Source organism: Actinomyces sp. oral taxon 175 str. F0384 (assembly GCF_000223355.1).
GTDB classification, from domain to species: domain Bacteria; phylum Actinomycetota; class Actinomycetes; order Actinomycetales; family Actinomycetaceae; genus Actinomyces; species Actinomyces oris.
On the sequence record NZ_AFUR01000006.1, the window covers coordinates 84,819 to 103,384 of the forward strand.

Here is an 18,566-nt window from a genome sequence, read left to right on the forward strand (position 1 = left end):
GCCCCCGCCCCACCCCCGAACCCGAAGGAGCCACGATGCTCAAACTGTCCGGCCTGTCCAAACGCTTCGGGAGCCTTCAGGCCCTGGATGATCTCTCCCTGTCCCTGGAGCGCGGCGAGATCGTCGGCTTCGTCGGTTCGAACGGGGCGGGCAAGTCCACCACGATGCGCATCGTCATGGGGGTGCTCACCGCCGACTCCGGCGCCGTGACCTGGATGGGCGCCCCGGTGGACGCCGCCATCCGACGCACCATCGGCTACATGCCTGAGGAGCGCGGCCTCTACCCCCGGATGAAGGTGGCCGAGCAGCTCGTCTACCTGGCCCGTCTCCACGGACTGTCCGCCTCCGCCGCCAAGGCGGCTGCAGACCGGTGGACCGAGCGTCTGGGCCTGGAGGGGCGCCGCGGCGACGAGGTGCAGAGCCTGTCGCTGGGCAACCAGCAGCGCGTCCAGCTGGCCGCCGCACTGGTGAGCGACCCCGAGCTGCTCATTCTTGATGAGCCCTTCTCCGGCCTGGACCCGGTGGCCGTGGACGTCATGAGCCAGGTCCTCCTGGAGCGGGCGGCCGCAGGCGTGCCCACCCTCTTCTCCTCCCACCAGCTCGACGTCGTCGAGCGCCTGTGCGACCGAGTGGTCATCATCCGCTCAGGCCGGCTCGTGGCTGACGGCACGATTCCCGAGCTGCAGGCCACCGAGACGCCCCGATGGCGAGCCGTCGTCGAGCGGACCGCGGGGAGTCCACCGGTGCAGGCGGCCTCCCTGAACCTGCCCGCCCCAGCGGTCGAGCTCGATGATGCCGGCCGCCTGGTCATCACCGCGGCGGGAGCCGATGAGCAGGCGCTGCTGAGCACTGCCCAGCGCCTGGGGACGGTGCGCGAGCTCGGCCCGGTGCGCCACCGGCTCACCGAGATCTTCCGAGAGGTTCTGACCACCAGCTCCGACGAGGGAACCGCAGACGCCAACGAGACGAAGGAGGCACGCTGATGAGCGACCGGACCACCCCCATCACTCGCCGTCAGGAGATCGCCCTGGTCACCGGCCGGGAGCTGCGGGCGCACCTGCTGAAGAAGTCGACCATCATCCTGACCCTGGTGCTGCTCATTGCCGCCGTCGGTGGCATCGTCGGAGTGAAGCTCTACACCGCCGGCCAGGACCAGACCTATCGAGTCGGGCTCAAGGGCGTGACTCTCACCCAGGCCACCGGGCTGGACAAGGTTGCCGCCTCCAACGGGGAGACGATCAAGCTCGTTGACGTCTCGGCTCACCAGGCCAAGGACGTCCTGGCCGACGACGCCCCCGAGGGCACGCCGCACGTGGACATGGTCCTGGACGTCTCCGGCTCGACCCCCACCATCACGGTGGAGAAGTCGGCCGACGACGCGGTCGTCTCGGGGGTCACGGCCTACCTTCAGCAGGCGGCTCTGGGCCAGCAGATCGCGTCCTTGGGAGGCGACCCCGCCCAGGTGGCCTCTCAGCTCAGTACCGCCAAGCCGCAGGTCACGGCGCTCCATGCTCCTCAGCGCGATTCGGCAGAGTTCGGCTCGCGTTACGCGATCCTCATGACGATTGACGTCCTGCTGCTGTTCGCCATCATGGGCGGTGGCCAGTTCATCGCCCAGGGGGTGGTGGAGGAGAAGTCGAGCCGGATCGTGGAGATCCTTCTGGCCTGCGTGCGGCCCAGCTCGCTGCTGGCCGGCAAGATCCTGGGGATCGGTATTGCCTCGGTCCTGACCACGGGGGCCGTCGCCGTGGCCGGGGTCGTCGCCGCGAAGGCCACGGGAGTCATGCCGGACATCAGTCTCAACCTGGACGGTGTGCTCGTCGCGATGATCGTGTGGATGATCGTGGGCTATGCGATCTTCGCGGTCGCCTTCGGGGCCGCTGCCTCTCTCGTGAGCCGCCAGGAGGACGTCAGCTCGGTGAGCATGCCCCTGGTCATGCTCTCGATGGTCCCTTACGTCCTGAGCTTCTTGATGGCCACCGGGGACACCAACAGCATGACCTTCCGGGTCCTGTCCTACGTGCCGCCCTTCGCCCCCTTCATGATGCCGGCGCGCCTGGTGCTGGGGGTCTCCTCGTGGACCGAGCAGCTGATCGCCCTGGGGCTCGCGCTGGTCTTCCTGCCGCTGCTGGTGCGTGTGGCGGCGGCGATCTACACCAGGGCCGTGACCCGCACCGGTGCCCGAGTCCCCCTCAAGGAGGTCCTCAGGAGGGCCGAGCAGGCCTGAGCGGGGCCTCATCGGCTCGCGCCGGCCACATGAGACGACGGTGGTGCGCCTTCCTTCTCAGGAGGCGCACCACCGTCGTCTCGTGTCGCGCGTCAGGCGCCCTGCGGGAGGGGCTGCGGGTCAGTCGGCCAGCTCGGGGAACCAGATGGCGATCTCTCGGGCTGCGGACTCGTCGCTGTCCGAGCCGTGGACGAGGTTGAGGATGGCGGGGGTGCCCCAGTCGCGTCCCAGGTCTCCGCGGATGGTGCCGGGTGCGGCCGTGGTGGGGTCGGTGGGGCCCATGAGGCTGCGCACGCCCTCGACGACGCGCTGCCCCTCGGCGACCGCGGCCACCACGTTGCCGGAGGTCATGTACTCCACGACGCCGGGGTAGAAGGGCTTGTCCACGTGCTCGGCGTAGTGCTGGGCGAGGATCTGCTCGGTGGGAGTGAGGACCTTCAGGGCCGTCAGGGTGTACCCCTTGGCCTCGATACGACGCAGGATCTCACCGGTGAGGCGACGCTCGACGGCGTCGGGCTTGATGAGGACGAGGATGCGGCCGGCGTGGGAGGTGCTTGCCATGGGGGCTCCTTGGTGGGTTGGCATTCGAGGGACCGAGTGGACCATAACGGGTTCGGGCGCCTGCCCGCCATGGCGGAGCCGGTGGAGTCAGGCCTGTTCGACAACCAGGATCGGGTCGGCGGCGCGGTCGCGGGCGGCATCGAGGGCGGCCTGGAGAATGAGTGCGGAGGACTGGGCCCCGGGATCGCGGTGGCCGCAGGAGCGCTCCCCCAGGAAGGAGGCCCGACCACGGCGGGCCTGGAGGGGCTCGGTCTCCTGAGCCCCCTTGGATGCGGCCTGAGCGGCTGCGGCGAGGACACCGACCTCGTCCTGCCCGATCTCGGCGGCTTCCCTGGCGGCCACCGCCGCAGGGCGCCAGGCGTCGGCCATGGTCTTGTCCCCACTGACGGCGTGCCCCCGGGCCTCCAGCCCCGAGGTGGCCTCCTCCAGGGCGCGGGCCAAGTCCCCAGGCCCCCAGGCAGCGGCCTCACAGGAGCGGGAGGCCTTGAGGAAGGCTGTTCCCAGCAGCGGCCCACCGGCACCACCGACGGTGGCCATGAGCGTGGTGGCGACGAGCTTGAGGACCCCTCCGGGACTTGCCGGGATACCTCCGGCCTGCTGAGCGGCATCGAGCTTGGCGACCACCGCCTTCATGCCACGCTCCAGGTTGTCCCCGTGGTCGGCGTCTCCGATGGCTCGGTCCAGCTCGGTCAGCTCCGCGCGGTTCTCTGCGATCAGCTCGGCGGCTCGACGGGTCCAGTCAAGGGCCCAGGCGGCGTCTAAGGACATACTGCTTCCTTCTCGGGTCTTAGCAGGTGTTGGTTCCAGGCCTGACCGCCACGCACCCGAGGGTGAAGGACGACCATGCGGCTGTGATCGGGCCCCGCACGGCCCCGATGGGTCCCTGCGCATCCCGGGAACATCCGTGGGACGCGCCGGAGCAGGTCGACGAGGTGCTCACCGCCCACTCGCGTTTCCATCCTCTCACGCACCTGGCCACCTCGCGCGCTGAGACGGCCGCAGGGCCTGCGACCAGCCCAAACGCACATGTCTGCGCAGTTGGAACGGAGACTCAAGAAGCGCCGTCGAAGGAGCGGACCGCTGCTGTCAGGGCCGGCCGAACAGGGCGCGGGCCTCGGCGGCCAGAACGACGGAGCCGACGATGAGGATTCCTGAGGCGGTCAGCGGGGCGTCATACCCCTCGGACAGGGCGACCGCCCGCTCCACTCCCTCGCCGAGCTGCTGGCTCACCACGACGCGGTCGGCGCCGTAGACCTCCCGGGCGATCTCGCCGAGGTCCTCGACGTCCATGGCCCGAGGTGAGTCGATGGGGACGCACACGACGGCGTCGGTCACCGGTTCCAGGCCCGCCAGGATGCCCTCGGCGTCCTTATCGGCCATGACGCCCAGGACCGCGACGAGGTGCTGGAAGCCGAAGGCCTCCTCGATGGCTCCGGTGAGGGCCTCGATGCCGTGCGGGTTGTGTCCGGCGTCAACCAGGACCGTGGGCGAGGAGCGCAGCACCTCCAGACGGCCCGGGCTGGTGACGGAGGCGAAGCCGTCCTCGACGATGCGCGCCGGCAGCCGGCGCCCGCCATGGACCGCCTCGGCGGCAGCCAGAGCCAGCAGGGCGTTGTGGGCTTGATACTCCCCGTGCAACGGAACGAAGACGTCCTCGTAGACGGCCGCCGCCGTGGCGAAGGTGACCATCTGTCCGCCGACGGCGAGCTGGCGGTCGAGGACCTGCAGGACGCCGGCCTCCGGCGAGGCGGGATCCTCCTGAGGGTCCCGCTCCCGACGCACGACGGCCCGGTGAGAGACCGCGGCCTGCTCGATCTCGGCAGCGGCCTCGGGGACCTGATGGGCGACGATGACGGTGGAGCCGTCCTTGATGATGCCGGCCTTCTCATGGGCGATCTCGGTGATCGACGAGCCCAGCCAGCGCTCGTGGTCACGCCCGATCGGGGTGATGACGGCGACGTCGGAGCCGATGACGTTCGTGGCGTCCCACCGCCCGCCCAGGCCCACCTCGATGACGGCGACGTCGACGGGGTAGTCGGCGAAGGCGGCCAGCGCCATGACCGCCAGGACCTCGAAGAAGGACAGGCGGGGCCCGCCGGCGGCCTGGGAGCGCTCGTCGACCATGGCGACATATGGGGCCACGTCCTCCCAGGCGGCGATGAAGCCCTCCTCGCTGATCGGTTCACCATCGAGGCTGATGCGCTCGCGGATGGTGGCCAGGTGCGGGGAGGTGAAGCGGCCGGTGCGCATGCCGCCGGCGGCCAGCAGTCGCTCGGTCATACGGGCGGTGGAGGTCTTGCCGTTGGTGCCGGTGATGTGAACGGTGCGGTAGGTGCGCTCGGGGTTGCCCAGGAGGTCGAGGACGGCCTCGACTCGCTCCAGGGAGGGCTGAACCTGGTGCTCGGGGGCGCGCGCGAGGATCTCGGCCTCGACCTGGCGCATGCGGGCGGAGACCTCGACGCCGCGGGCAGCGGCTTGCAGATCGCGCAGGTGCTCACCCTCGGAGTCGTCGGCGAGCTGGGGCTCCCAGGAGTCCCAGTCGTCGGCGTCCACCTCGGCCAGGAGCTCCTCGAGGCGATCAGTGTCACCACCCGGAATCATGTTGGCGGCGACGAGCTCGCGCAGAGCCTCGAGGTCCTCGCGGTCCTGGGACTCGGCGTCGGCCTGTCGCTGAGCACCGGCCTCCTGAAGCTCGGAGACGGCCAGCCCCTCGCCCTCGGCCAGGTCGGGGGCGCCTGCGGCCTCCAGGTAGGGCAGGAGCTCGGGGTCGATACCGGCTTCACCGAAGACGGCGTCGACGACTTCCTCCCCCGTGGCCCCCTCGGGGATGCCGAAGGCGGCACCGGGCCTGACCTGCTTGGAGTCGTCGTCTACGGGCACTGTGCCATCCTTTGCTCGACGTGACGGGTTGGGCGGAGGCTCTCTCAAGCACCCCCTCCCAGCCCTAATCTAGCCGAGGCCCGAAGCCTCCCGGCCACTGCATAGTCACGACTGATCGGCAGGGGAATCACGTGAGCGCAATCTCTCACAGCAAGGTCCGCACCCGAAAAACGATTTCTTCTTAAATCTTTTTCGGGGCACAAGCCCATTCGGACGCCATCGACAATACGACTACCATGATTGTTGTACAAAAACTCGATGAATACATCCTAATTCTCGGTGAAATATTTGAGGAATTCACCAGGGAACCCTATGGGTATAGGGGTAGACATACCCCCCACATGCCTGCCTAGGCTTCCTCCATGCGTTTGTCAGTGATTGGTTGCGGATATCTCGGTGCTGTTCACGCTGCGTCAATGGCGGAGCTCGGGCATGATGTGGTGGGCGTGGACGTCGACGCCCACAAGGTAAATCTTCTGAGTAACGGCAGGGCGCCGTTCTTCGAGCCCGAGCTTGAAGGGCTTCTGGCCCGTAACGTGGAGGCCGGACGCCTGACCTTCACTCAGGACTTCTCCGCCATTAAGGGAGCCCAGGTCCATTTCATCGGCGTGGGCACACCACAGTCCGAGTCGGGGGCGGCGGACATGACGTACGTCGACGCAGCCGTGACCGCCATGCTCCCCCACCTGGGGCACTGCACCAGCGGCCCTGAGGTGGTCGCCGGCAAGTCCACGGTTCCCGTTGGCACCGCCGCCCGCCTGTCCCAGCTGATCGAACCGACCGGGGCGCTGCTGCTGTGGAACCCGGAGTTCCTGCGGGAGGGCTTCGCCGTTCAGGACACGCTGCGTCCGGACCGGATGGTCTACGGCCTGCCGGAGAATCCCGACGCCGCCGGCCGCGCCCAGGAGACGATGGACGCGGTCTACGCGCAGATCCTGGCCGCCGGCACCCCGCGTCTGGTCATGGACTACGCCACCGCCGAGCTGGTCAAGATCAGTGCGAACGCCTTCCTGGCCACGAAGATCTCCTTCATCAACGCCATGTCCCAGGTCTGCGACGCCGCGGGGGCCAATGTGACGGCCCTCGCTGAAGCGATCGGCATGGATGACCGTATCGGGCGCCGGTTCCTGCGCGCCGGTATCGGCTTCGGCGGAGGCTGTCTGCCCAAGGACATCCGTGCCTTCCAGGCCCGCGCCGGCGAGCTCGGCGTCGGCGACGCCCTGGCCTTCCTCGCGGAGGTCGATCGCGTCAACGACACCATGCGTGCCGGCGTCATCCGCACAGTCGCTGAGCTCCTCGGCGAGCACACGTCGGCGGCCACGGTGACGGTCCTCGGGGCCGCCTTCAAACCGGACAGCGACGACATGCGCAACTCCCCCGCCCTGGATCTCGCCGTGGAGCTGTCGGGCATGGTCGAGCGAGTCGTCGTGCACGACCCGGCCGCCGGCCCGATCCTCGCTCAGAGGACGAACCGCCCCTACGAGGTCGCCGCCTCAGCGCAGTCCGCCCTGGAGGGAACCGACCTGGTCATCATCGGCACGGAGTGGCGCGAGTACCAGGATCTTGACCCCGCCCAGGCGGCCGGTCTGGCACGTAACCGCTACGTCATTGACGGACGCAACTGCCTGGATGCGCAGGCCTGGAAGGCGGCCGGTTGGAGCTACCGCGGCATCGGCCGGCGGTGAGCGGCTTGGGCGGCGCGGGCTCCTCAGCGCCGCCCAAGCCTGCCGGCGAACGCTGCGGCCACCGCTCGAGCGCCGCCACCCAGCACTGACATGTCACTGGTCGCCAGGAGGATCAGGCAGCCCCAGACCGCCCCGTTCAGCCATGAGCCGCCGTCGAAGGACGTGCACACGGCCATGACGCTGAGCAGCGCGAGCTGGTAGGTCAGGCGCGAGCGGTCCATGGGCAGGTTGATGCGGCGCCTGAGGTCCCGGGCTCGCACCACCAGGACGAGGGCGTAGGCCACCGCTCCGGCCAGGCCGGCGCCCCACGGCCCCATGAACGGCACGAGAGCCACGCCGAGGACCACGTTGACCAACGCCCCCATCATGGTGGAGACCATGAGCATGCGACTGTTCATGAGCGCCTGGTAGAAGGTGCCGAAGAAGATGGTCATGACCCCGAAGGTCGCCGCCAGCATGAGCAGGGGGACGTAGCGCCACCCCTCGGCGAACTCGGCCTGGAGCATCACCCTGGAGATCGGCCGGTTCAAGGCGATGACCAGCCCGGCGGTCGACAGAGTGGCCAGCGAGTAGCCCCGCAGGACGGAGCCGAAGAAGGCGCCTCGGTCGGGTGAGTCGATCTCGCGGGCGGTGGAGTACTGCCAGGCCTGCTGGAAGACGGAGGCCACGATGTTGATCAGTGAGGGCATCTTGCTCGCCGCGGTGAAGAGCCCGGCAGCCGCCAGGCCGCTGCCCCACAGGACCACGTACCGGCCGGAGACACTGACCAGCCACCACGACAGCAGGTTGGGCACGAGCGGCAGGCTGTAGACGAGCATCCGGCGCAGCAGGTCGCGATCGACCCTGAATGGGGCCAGGAGCCGGTACTCGGCCGACCCCAGGAAGGCGACAAGACCACCCACCAGGTAGCCGATGGTGTACGACCACAGGTAGCCCTCGATACCTGTATGCGCGCGGACCAGGAGCAGGTAGGTGGACACCACCATGGCGAGCGCATTGATGAGCCCGTAGAGCACGAAGCGGCGCACGTGCCCCAGCCCACGGGCGAGCTGGGTCGTGGCCTTGAAGACGCACACCGAGCAGAACAGGGCGAAGAACGCTGCCGCGTGCTCCATGTTCCACAAGACGCTGCCCAGGGCGCACGCCACCCCGGTGCAGACGAGGCCGCCGCCCAGGACCACCAGGGAGCCGGCGAAGAGCTCATCCTTGGGAACGTCGTCGTCAATGGAGAACCGGTAGAGGGCCTCCACGACACCAAGTGAGAGCAGCGGCAGCACAATCTCGATCGCGCTGTTGAGCAGCTCGGCCGTCCCGTACTCACCGGCGGTCAGGGCGGTTGTGTACAGGGGCATAAGGACCAGGGAGACCGCCTTGACCGCCAGGCCCCCCAGCGCGAAGACCAGGGTGTTGCCCAGCAGGAGTCTCATGCGCCCCTTATGGCTAGCCGACATCGAACTGAGCCTTCCACTTCTCGATGCGGTCGAAGTCCAGGCCATGGATCGCGGTCGGCCAGGAGGACTCGATCAGGTCGGCCAGATCGGTCTCGATGGAGTCGCGCTCCACCAGCGGCAAGGAGTAGTCCTTGGCCATCTCCCGCGCGCGGTAGTCAATGGCCACGATGATGGCGCGCCGCTTGCGCTGCAGGGCGAAGATGCCCCCGTGCAGGCGGTTCCCCACGTAGTCGACACCCCGGTCGAGCACCTCCCGGAAACCTGCCAGGCTCGGCGTGACGATCTCGACGCCGTCGGCCGCTCCCAGCGACTGCAGGTAGTCCAGGTCATCGATGGACTGGGGCCAGAAGTGCAGTCGCGAATAGCTCCTGCGCAGCACGTCGACCATTGCCCGGTCCTTGCGCGGGTTCGGGTGGTAGGAGGTGAGCGTGAAGACCACCTCGTCGCCCTTGGTGCGGGCAATGGTCTCGCAGTGCTCAGGGGTCAGTCCCCACAGGGTGGGGCAGCCGGTGTTCCAGGCCCGCAGACCCACCCGCTGCAGGAGATGCTTGGTGCGCTCGTCACGCACCGAGTGCACCAGGTCATGGGACAGCACCTTGCGGTAGAGGGCTCGCGTGTAGAGGTTGACCGATGAGGAGTTGGCCCCCGCGCCCACCCCGAGACATACCGTGCCTGTGGCCATCCCGCAGTTGAGGTAGTTGATGTTCCATGTCGGCAAGGGCCGCAGCATATTCGTGTAGAGGGCGTTGGTTCCGCACAGGAGCTTGATGTCGGCTCCTTTGAAGATGCTGAGTCGACGCTTGGACAGCAGATACTGCGCCGGCGTGTACATCGGGGTGTGAGTGGCCAGGCGCATGACATAGTTCGATGAGAACAGCTCACGCCAGTTCATCTCAATGGATCGCCCAATGATCTCATCCCCCATATTGAGGGATCCAACAGATGTATCCAAAAGCAGAATACGCTTCATAATCTTCCCTTCTTGCATCAGCAAGATACTTCAGCTCAACCAGTCAGATCGGCCCGGCAAGAATACGTCGTGTCGGCGGACCCGCTCTCCCATAGACGTCACGAAAAGACAACAGGGATCATCACACTGTGCAGTTAAGACAAAACGCACTGGTTGACACAAAAGCATTTTCACAAGCAGGGCAGTAAATCGTCGCTTCTCACACAGGGCCGTTATACCGCGCACATCCTGCGCCGACACCCCGTGTCAGAGCTGGCGCATCAGCCCCCCGCTCCTGTGCCTCAGGGACTCCGCCACGGCTCGAGCACTGTTGGTGAGAACCGTGATGTCGCTGGTCGCCAGGAGGATCAGGCAGACCCAGACTGCCGCGCTCAGCCATGAGCCGCCGTCGAAGGACATACATGCGGTGATACTGATGAGCAGCGCGAGCTGGTAGGTGAGACGAAGGCGGTCTATCGGCAGGTTGATGCGGCGCCTGAGGTCTCGCGCCCGCACCACCAGGACGAGCATGTAGGCCACCGCTCCGGCCAGGCCGGCGCCCCACGGTCCCATGAACGGCACGAGAGCCACGCCGAGGACCACGTTGACCCCTGCGCCCAGAGCGGTCGAGGCCATGAGAACGCCGCTGTTCTTCAAGGCCTGGTAGAAGCTCTCGAAGAAGATGCTGATGACCCCGAAGGAGGCGACCAGCATGAGCAGGGGGACGTAGCGCCACCCTTCGGCGAACTCGGCCTGGAGCATCACCCTGGAGATCGGCCGGTTCAGTGCGATGACCAGCCCGGCGACCGTGAGAGTCGCCAGCGAGTACCCCCTCATCACGACGCCGAAGAAGGCGCCGCGGTCGGGCGAGTTAATCTCGCGGGCGGTGGAGTACTGCCAGGCCTGCTGGAAGACGGAGGCCACGATGTTGACCAGCGCAGGCATCTTGCTCGCCGCCGTGAAGAGCCCCGCGGCCACGACTCCGCTGCCCCACAGGACCACGTACCGTCCGGAGACACTGACCAGCCACCACGACAGCAGATTGGGCACGAGCGGCAGGCTGTAGACGAGCATCCGGCGCAGCAGGTCGCGATCAAACCTGAATGGAGCCAGGAGCCGGTACTCGGCCGACCCCAGGAAGGCGACAAGACCACCCACCAGGTAGCCGATGGTGAAGGACCACAGGTACCCCTCCACGCCCAGGTGCGCGCGGACCAGGAGCAGATAGGTGGACACCACCATGGCGAGCGCATTGATGAGCCCATAGGCCACGAAGCGGCGCACGTGCCCCAACCCACGGGCGAGCTGAGTCGTGGCCTTGAAGACGCACACCGAGCAGAACAGGACGAAGAAGGAACCCGCGTGCTCCATGTTCCACAAGACGTGCCCCAGGGCGCACGCCGCCCCAGCGCACACGACACCTCCACCCAGGACCACCAGGGAGTCGGCGAAGAGCTCATCCTTGGGAACGTCATCGTCAATGGAGAACCGGTAGAGGGCCTCCACCACGCCCGCCGACAGTAGCGGCAGCACGATCTCGATCGCGCTGTTGAGCAGCTCGGCCGTCCCGTACTCACCAGCCGTCAGCGCAGTCGTGTACAACGGCATGAGGACCAGTGAGACGGCCTTGATCGCCAGGCCCCCCAGAGCGAAGACCAGGGTGTTACCCAGCAGGAATGCGATGCGGTTCTTATAACTCGCCGGCATCGAAGTGCACCTCCCACGTCGGGCTGGCGTCGCGTCTCTCCCGCAGGCAGCCGCCATTCAGATCACCGACACCGGTTCTCCACGAACTCGCGGAACGGACAGATTCCATCACGGGATCCCTTTCTCGAAGAAGGTTCGGTAGGGGAACAGGTGGTACCACTCGGGCCGGTACAGGAAGAAGATCGTGGAGGCTGCGAGGGCGATGATGACCAGGAGGGCGCCGATGTAGGAGCGCTCGGGCCTGCGGCCCCGCACGGTGAGGTTCACCAGACCGACGACGAAGGGCATGGTCAGGTACATCTCGAGACGATCGACGAGGTTGAAGCCCAGGGACACCGTCACCATGGCGATATCGGCAACGGCCAGCGCCAGGAGACTGCGGGTACGCCCGGAGGGATCCTCCTCCACGGCGGCCTCCCATCCGCAGGTGGAGGCCAGAAGTATGAGGAAGATGCGCACTACGATCAGCAGAACGGTGGCCGAGCGCACCCCGCCGTCGGCGTAGTCGCTGTTGAGGTAGTGACCGTAGTAGGCGGAGGACGCCGCAAGGGAGTTCATCACCCAGCTCAGCGAGAGCATGCTGGTCCCGATGAGGGCGCCCCATTTGATCCAGTCACCGAAGGTACTCAGCCGCATGGCGGAGACGAGGTAGATGACGAGCAGGAGCAGGGCGCTGAGATGGAACTGGGAGGCGAGCGCGATGAGCAGGGCGTAGCGCAACAGCTTGCGCTCCATGAGCGCGGGGACGGCCAGCAGGAAGATCGCCACCGCAACGCTCTGTCGGGTAAAGAGTGTGAAGTCGTAGAAGGCGGATATGCCGAAGGCGAGGAGGACCGCCAGGGAGTAGTTGGCGGCGTAGCGCTTGATGAACAGCACCGCTGATCCGTAGACGAACACCGAGATGATGAGCAGCAGGATGTTGAAGCTGCCCGTGATGCGGCTGACCAGGTAGTTGAGTACGACATAGCCGTACTCGAAGCGGCTGACGGTGAAGGCCTCCTGGAGGGAGGTCGTCGCCTTGATCTCCTCGAAGACCCGGTGGTACTCAACCGTGTCATTGCCAACGCTGACGGCTCGCATGGAGGAGAAGGCCACGAAGGCCACGAAGGCCACGACCAGAATGACCCGGGAGCCCCGCCGACCGGCATTGCCCCGCAGCCCCAGGAGAGCTGCTGGCAGGAGAAGGGCGGCGAAGAGCGCGAAGTGAATCCACATGCTCCGGCATCACCATTCCGCCAGCGCACGGTAACGGTGCGCGAGCCGCTCGGCTTCGTGAGTGATGTCGAAACCCGCGTTGCGCGTGGTCCGCTCTGCCTCCGCCCTGCGCCGCGGGTCCCGCCCGTGGTCGAGGGCCTGGCTGACATGGTGCGCCCACTGAGGCGCCGGCATGTCCAGCGGCAGGAAGGAGACCTCCCCGATCGTGACCTCATCGGTCACCTCGTCGGAGCACACCAGCGGGAGCCCCGCGCACTGCGCCTCCACCCCCACCATCGGCAGCCCCTCGTAGAGGGAGGGCAGAAGGAACATGTCCATGGCCTGGTAGAGGTCAGGGACGTCCTTGCGGTCCCCCAGGAACAGAACGCGGTCACTCAGGCCGCGCTCGGCCACCACGGCCTCGATGCCCGGCCGTAGCGAGCCGTCGCCGATGAGCATGAGACGGGCCTCGGGGCGCGCACGGAACAGCTCGGTGCACACATCGATGAGGAACCGGTGGTTCTTCTGCTCACTGAACCGTCCCACATGGCCGACGACGGGTGCCTCCCCCAGCCCCAGCCGGGAGCGCACCTCGGCACGGACCGACTCATTGAAACGGTAGGTCTCCACGTCGATCGCGTTGGGAACCACCTCGAAGCGGCCTGAGCCGAACAGGAAGTCACCGGCCGCCCGGGAGCAGGCCAGGCGCGCGTCGGAGTAGGCCCCGATATTGCGGCAGACGAGCCAGTTGCGCAGGCTCCGCAGCCGGGAGTCGGAGTACGCCGTCGCATGGGAGTGGACGGCGAAGGACCGCACCGCGTGGCGATGGGCCACCGGGTAGAGGAAGCGCGACAGGATGGGGTCGTGCAGGTGCGCCACGGGGTACTGCCCTGCATGCTGCTCCAGCACCTGCCCCAGGGATGATCGGATGCGTCCGATATGGTTCCCGGCATCGATGACGTAGCAGCGCCCGCCCAGTGCCTCGATCTCCTCACGGTGGGTCTCATCGGGCGTGGCGTAGCAGAAGAAGTCGAACACCACCTGCGAGCGATCCATGTGCCTGAGGTAGTTCATGAGCACGCTCATGACTCCGGAGCGCCGGGAGATTGATGAGTTGATCTGCAGGACCCGCAGGGGGCCGCCCCCAAGGTCCCGCGTGGTCGATGACTGTTCCTGGCTCATTGCCTGTCTGCCTCCGTCGGCCCCGGACCGCTCCGGGGAACTGCTCGTCCTGCTGACGCCGGTCCTCATTTCACCTTGAGGGTCTTGATGAGGACCCACACGCCGATGTGGAAGACGGAGCGGGGGACGCTGAGATGCTCGATGTCGCGGTAGAGCGTCCAGTGGTACTTGACCAGGCTCCGTTTGTTGGCCGACACCGATCCCGAGCGGAGCCGGTACCTCATGAGCACCACCGGCATCCCCCAGATGTAGGGCTCGGTGCGGAGCATGCGCAGCCACAGGGCGTCGTCGTTGCGCTTGCGGATGTTGGGAACCTCGAACTTGCCCAGGCGCGCCACGTCGTACATGACGGTGGAGTTGCCCACCGGGCAGTCCAGGAGCAGGCGGTTGTAGCTGATCCTGGCCGGGCTGCGCACGATCCTGCCGGTGGGCACGCCCTGCTCGTCGATCTGGGCGTAGGCGGTGCAGGACATGGCCACGTCACGCGAGGTCATGAAGTCGATCTGGCGCCTGAGCTTGTCGGGGTGCCACAGGTCGTCGGAGTCCAGGAAGGCCATGTAGCGCCCCTGGGCCAGCTCCATCGCCCGGTTACGGGCCATGGCGGCACCGCTGTTGGTCTCCAGCCGTACGTACCGGATCCGCGGGTCGTCCTTGGCCAGAGCCCCGACCACCTCAGTGGTGTCGTCGGTGGAGCAGTCGTCGACGACGATCAGCTCCCAGCGGGGGTGGGTCTGGGCCTGGACGGTGGCGATGGTCTCGGCGATGAAGGCCCCGCAGTTGTACGTCGGCATGATGATGGAGACCAGGTCGGAGTCCAGTTCGCGATCGTGCTCAGTGCCTGCTGTCATGCTTGCTCCTTAGGTGTCGTCGTTGCGCGCCTCACCTGGCCACCGCCAGGACGGTCCTCAGCGCGATCGACAGATCTCGTCCGATGCTGAAGTTCTGGACGTCACGTAGGTTGAGGCGCATCTTGGCCGGCAGGACCTGAGTGAGGTAGGCGTCCTGGCCCGGCGGGGCGGCCGCCAGGATCTCGGCCTCGTCCTTGAACTCGATGGAGGCCGTGGAGGTGACTCCGGCGGGCAGCAGCAAGGTGGCCCGCATCTGCGGGGTGTACTGCTGGACGTACTCGGGCACCTCCGGCCTGGTCCCCACGAAGCTCATCGTGCCGCGCAGGATGTCGATGAGCTGACTGATCTCATCGAGCCGGTAGCGGCGCAGCACCGCTCCGACCTTGGTGACCCGGGTGTCGTTGCCCCGGGTGATCTGGTCACCGGGATCTGCCGGCCGGTGCGTCATGGTGCGGAACTTGACGATCCGGAACTCGCGCCCGAACTGGGTGACCCGCCGTTGGCGGAAGAACACCGGTCCGGGCGAGTCCAGCTTGATGAGGGCCGCCAGGATGATGAACAGCCACCCGAGCAGCACCATCAGGATCGTCGCTCCGACGACGTCGAGCAGGCGCTTGAGTCGCAACTGGACTCCGCGCCGGGCCAGTGCCTCGTAGTAGGGGCGGACCTCCTCGGTACGCAGGGAGGCCGGCAGCTCCTCCCAGGGCGGCATCGTCATGAGCGACCCATCGCCGCGAGCGTCTCGAGCGCGCAGCTGATGACGTAGTCGACCTGCTCGTCGGTCAATGAGGTGTGCAGAGGCAGACTCACCTCACTGGCGTAGAGGGCGTAGGCCTGCGGGAAGTCCTCAATGGAGAAGCCGAGGTCGCGGTAGGCGCTCAGCAGGGGCAGCGGCTTGTAGTGGACGTTGCAGGCCACGTCCGCGCCCGCCATGCGCTCGATGAACTCGTTGCGCGCCTCCTCCCCCAGGCCCGGCAGGTTCGCCAGGTAGAGGTGCCCGGATGAGACGCTCCCGTCCTCGTAGTGCCGCAGCGATGTCACGCCCGCCGGCGCCAGGGCCTGGTCGTAGCGGGTGATGATCTGGCGCCGACGCTCGAGCATCGAGTCGTAGCGGGTCATCTGCGCCAGGCCGATCGCGGCGCACACGTCGGTCATGTTGCACTTGTAGGCGGGGCTGACGACGTCGTACTCCCAGGCCCCCAGGCGGGTCTTGGACAGGGCGTCCTTGCTCTGCCCGTGCAAGGACAGCAGCATGTACTGGCGGTAGAGCTCCTCGTCCAGGCCCAGCTCCGGCCTCCACGTGACGGCGCCGCCCTCCGCGGTGGTCAGGTTCTTCACGGCGTGGAAGCTGAAGGTGGTGAAGTCGGCGGCGCTGCCCGAGGGCGTGCCGTCGCGCCGGGCGCCGAAGCTGTGGGCGCCGTCGGCGACGAGGGCGACACGTCCCAGCGCCTCCTGGACTGCCCCCGCCGGTGTGAACAGGTGGCTGTGGCTGTCGACGACCGCGCGCAGCGCCGGGTATTCGCACATGCGACCACCGATGTCGACCGGGATGACGGCCTTGGTCCGCGGGGTGATGGCGGCCTCCAGGGCGCCGGGGTCCAGCCCGTAGCCGCCGTCGGCCTGGCCGGCATCGACGATCACGGGGGTGGCGCCCACATGAACGATCGGGGAGGCCGAGGCCGTGTAGGTGTAGGCCGGGACGATGACCTCATCTCCGGGACCGATGCCCAGGACCCGGAGGGTCAGCTCCAGCGAGGCGGTCGCGGAGTTCAGGCAGGCAGCCCGGGTGGTTCCGCAGCGCTGCGCCACCTGCTTCTCCAGGGTCTTGGTGCGCGGTCCGGTGGTGATCCAGCCAGAGCGCAGTGCATCCACCACTTCCTGGCACTCGGCGTCGGTGATGTCTGGAGGCGAGAAATCAACACGCATCAGTCAGCTGTCCTCACTGTTGGCGACGGATTCGTACTGTTGTCAAAACGTGGGTGATAGGTGGGCACCGCGCGAGCAAGCTCCCGCTTGATCTGCTCGCCGCCCTGGGGCAGACAGGCCATGAGACGAGCGATCTTGTCCTCCACCTCCAGCCTGGTGGGAGGCGGTGCCGTGGAGACGAGGATCGAGGGGTTCTGCGTGGGGTGCAGATCCTCATCGTGCATCTGCAGCTCCTCGTAGAGCTTCTCGCCAGGACGCAGCCCGGTGAAGACGACCTCGATGTCACGCCCCACCCGCAGGCCCGAGAGCTTGATGAGGTTGACGGCCAGGTCGTAGATCCGCACGGGCTTGCCCATCTCCAGGATGAAGATCTCTCCGGCCTGGGCCATGGAGCCGGCGGTGATGACCAGCTGGGCCGCTTCGGGGATCGTCATGAAGTAGCGGGTGATGTCGGGGTGGGTGACGGTCAGCGGCCCGCCTGATCTGAGCTGGCGCCTGAACAGCGGGATGACCGAGCCGTGGCTGCCGAGCACGTTGCCGAAGCGCACGGCGGCGAAGACGGTGGAGCGGCTGGTCTGGGCCAGGGCCTGGATCTCCAGCTCGCACAGCCGCTTGGTGGCCCCCATGACGTTGGTGGGGTTGACCGCCTTGTCGGTGGAGACCAGGATGCAGTGGCTGCAGCCGAGCTCCTCCGCCAGACGGCAGACGACCCAGGTGCCCAGCACGTTGTTCTCCACGGCCTCACGGGCGTTGTCCTCCATGAGCGGCACGTGCTTGTGGGCCGCCGCGTGGAAGACGACCTTGGGCCGGTACCGCTGGAAGCAGTCGCGGACGATGCGCTCGTTGGTCACCGAGCCGATGACGACCGAGAGCATCACCCCCAGCTCGGTGGCCTTGGGCTGCATCTCGTGGAGCAGCTCGTAGGCCGTGTTCTCATAGACGTCGAAGATGATGATCTGGCTGGGCCGGGCCTCGATGAGCTGACGGACCAGCTCAGAGCCGATGGAGCCACCACCGCCGGTGACCAGGACGACCTGGTCGCGCACGTACCCCATCCCCGTGGAGTCGAAGGCGACCTCGTCACGGGAGAGCAGCTCGGAGATCTCGACCTCCCGCAGTGCGATCCGCCCGTCATCCTGCTGAGCCAGGTCACGTACGTTCGGGAGGGTGAGGATCCTCAGGCCCGTTGTCAGGCAGATGGACAGGATGCGCTGGCGCTCGGAGGCCAGCGCCGAGGGGCAGGCCAGGACGATCTGCTCGGCCCGGCACTCCTGGGCGATGCGGGGGATATCGTCACACGCACCGAAGACCTTGACGCCGTGGACGTGGCGACCGTGCTTGGTGATGTCGTCATCGACCAGGGCCACCGGTTCTCCGCACATGTCCTCGTCCCCCAGGTGCATGCGCTTGATGGTCAGAGAACCGGTCTGCCCGGCTCCGACGATGAGGGTACGGGGGCGGGAGCCCGGCTCACCTGCGCGAGCACTGCGGTGGGCGCGGCTGTGCCACAGCGCCCGGGCGGCGAGGCGAGTCCCCGCGGTCATGATGACGAGCAGCGCCCAAGCCATGACGTAGGAACGCACCGACAGCCCACCATCGAAGGCCAGGGAGAAGAGCAGGTCGCCGCAGATCGAGCCGACGACGGTCGCGTACAGAATCCTCAGCGCCTCCGCCATCGAGGCGTAGCGCCACAGGCTGTTGTACATCTTGAAGGTGGCGAAGACGCCCACGTTGACGATACCGAGCACCCCGACGGCCAGGAGGCCGCCGGTCGCCCCCGTGGCGGTCGCCCATTTCGTGGTCCCCCAGGCCGCGGAGTACAGCGCCATATACGTGGCCAGGAAGTCGATGACGATCAAGGCGACCGGCTCGAGCCGGCACAGGGTGAAGCCTCCCCGCTGCGCGCCGCAGTCCGACGGTCTCACGGGCGCTGAGCCCGGTGCTGAAGGGGCGCCC

At 67.2% G+C, this 18,566-nt stretch carries 15 protein-coding genes; 3 read left to right on the plus strand and 12 right to left on the minus strand.

The annotated features are described in order from the left end of the window. Positions 1-35: 35 nt before the first annotated feature. The gene (locus tag HMPREF9058_RS09085; protein ID WP_009407153.1) at positions 36-983 is read left to right on the plus strand and encodes an ABC transporter ATP-binding protein; all 948 of its coding nucleotides are present in this window, start codon (positions 36-38) and stop codon (positions 981-983) included. Further along, entirely contained in the window at positions 983-2,227 is a 1,245-nt protein-coding gene (locus HMPREF9058_RS09090) for an ABC transporter permease (protein ID WP_009407212.1), read from the plus strand. Before HMPREF9058_RS09085 ends, HMPREF9058_RS09090 begins: the two co-directional genes overlap by 1 nt. Before the next feature lie 120 nt (positions 2,228-2,347). Here the strand turns inward: HMPREF9058_RS09090 and ndk are convergent, their stop codons facing one another. From ndk to HMPREF9058_RS09105, 3 genes are all read right to left on the minus strand, one after another. Next, complete coding sequence (ndk, locus tag HMPREF9058_RS09095; protein ID WP_009407322.1) at positions 2,348-2,788, minus strand: nucleoside-diphosphate kinase; 441 nt, start codon at positions 2,786-2,788, stop codon at positions 2,348-2,350. Between the two features lie 87 nt (positions 2,789-2,875). Beyond that, positions 2,876-3,556 carry a dihydroxyacetone kinase subunit DhaL gene (gene dhaL, locus HMPREF9058_RS09100; protein WP_009747721.1) on the minus strand — a complete coding sequence of 227 codons (681 nt, stop codon included), beginning with the start codon at positions 3,554-3,556 and terminating at the stop codon, positions 2,876-2,878. A 318-nt stretch (positions 3,557-3,874) separates the two neighbouring features. Next, positions 3,875-5,668, minus strand: a complete 1,794-nt coding sequence (locus HMPREF9058_RS09105; RefSeq protein ID WP_009747855.1) for a folylpolyglutamate synthase/dihydrofolate synthase family protein — start codon at positions 5,666-5,668, stop codon at positions 3,875-3,877. Positions 5,669-6,030: 362 nt separating this feature from the next. Between HMPREF9058_RS09105 and HMPREF9058_RS09110 the strand changes: the two genes are divergently transcribed. Continuing rightward, positions 6,031-7,353 carry a UDP-glucose/GDP-mannose dehydrogenase family protein gene (locus tag HMPREF9058_RS09110; protein WP_009407121.1) on the plus strand — a complete coding sequence of 441 codons (1,323 nt, stop codon included), beginning with the start codon at positions 6,031-6,033 and terminating at the stop codon, positions 7,351-7,353. Between the two features lie 23 nt (positions 7,354-7,376). On the opposite strand, the gene HMPREF9058_RS09115 is transcribed toward HMPREF9058_RS09110, so the two are convergent. From HMPREF9058_RS09115 to HMPREF9058_RS09155, 9 genes are all read right to left on the minus strand, one after another. Continuing rightward, on the minus strand, positions 7,377-8,780 hold the full coding sequence (locus HMPREF9058_RS09115) for a lipopolysaccharide biosynthesis protein (protein WP_009407015.1): 1,404 nt from the start codon (positions 8,778-8,780) through the stop codon (positions 7,377-7,379). Positions 8,781-8,793: 13 nt separating this feature from the next. Beyond that, entirely contained in the window at positions 8,794-9,729 is a 936-nt protein-coding gene (locus tag HMPREF9058_RS09120) for a polysaccharide pyruvyl transferase family protein (protein ID WP_254654122.1), read from the minus strand. A 291-nt stretch (positions 9,730-10,020) separates the two neighbouring features. Then, positions 10,021-11,460 carry a lipopolysaccharide biosynthesis protein gene (locus HMPREF9058_RS09125; protein WP_009407118.1) on the minus strand — a complete coding sequence of 480 codons (1,440 nt, stop codon included), beginning with the start codon at positions 11,458-11,460 and terminating at the stop codon, positions 10,021-10,023. A 108-nt stretch (positions 11,461-11,568) separates the two neighbouring features. Further along, positions 11,569-12,675, minus strand: coding sequence for an EpsG family protein (locus HMPREF9058_RS09130; protein WP_009747858.1), 1,107 nt, complete (start codon positions 12,673-12,675; stop codon positions 11,569-11,571). A 9-nt stretch (positions 12,676-12,684) separates the two neighbouring features. Further along, complete coding sequence (locus HMPREF9058_RS09135; protein WP_009747935.1) at positions 12,685-13,836, minus strand: glycosyltransferase; 1,152 nt, start codon at positions 13,834-13,836, stop codon at positions 12,685-12,687. Between the two features lie 65 nt (positions 13,837-13,901). After that, positions 13,902-14,684: a glycosyltransferase family 2 protein gene (locus HMPREF9058_RS09140; RefSeq protein ID WP_009747816.1), complete on the minus strand. Its 783-nt coding sequence runs from the start codon at positions 14,682-14,684 to the stop codon at positions 13,902-13,904. Between the two features lie 31 nt (positions 14,685-14,715). Continuing rightward, positions 14,716-15,402 (minus strand): sugar transferase, encoded by a 687-nt coding sequence (locus HMPREF9058_RS09145; RefSeq protein ID WP_009407208.1) that lies wholly within the window; start codon positions 15,400-15,402, stop codon positions 14,716-14,718. Further along, positions 15,399-16,610, minus strand: coding sequence for a DegT/DnrJ/EryC1/StrS aminotransferase family protein (locus tag HMPREF9058_RS09150; protein ID WP_009407365.1), 1,212 nt, complete (start codon positions 16,608-16,610; stop codon positions 15,399-15,401). Before HMPREF9058_RS09150 ends, HMPREF9058_RS09145 begins: the two co-directional genes overlap by 4 nt. Next, the gene (locus tag HMPREF9058_RS09155) at positions 16,610-18,535 is read right to left on the minus strand and encodes a nucleoside-diphosphate sugar epimerase/dehydratase (RefSeq protein ID WP_254654123.1); all 1,926 of its coding nucleotides are present in this window, start codon (positions 18,533-18,535) and stop codon (positions 16,610-16,612) included. The genes HMPREF9058_RS09150 and HMPREF9058_RS09155 overlap by 1 nt, the downstream gene beginning before the upstream one ends. Positions 18,536-18,566 lie beyond the last annotated feature (31 nt).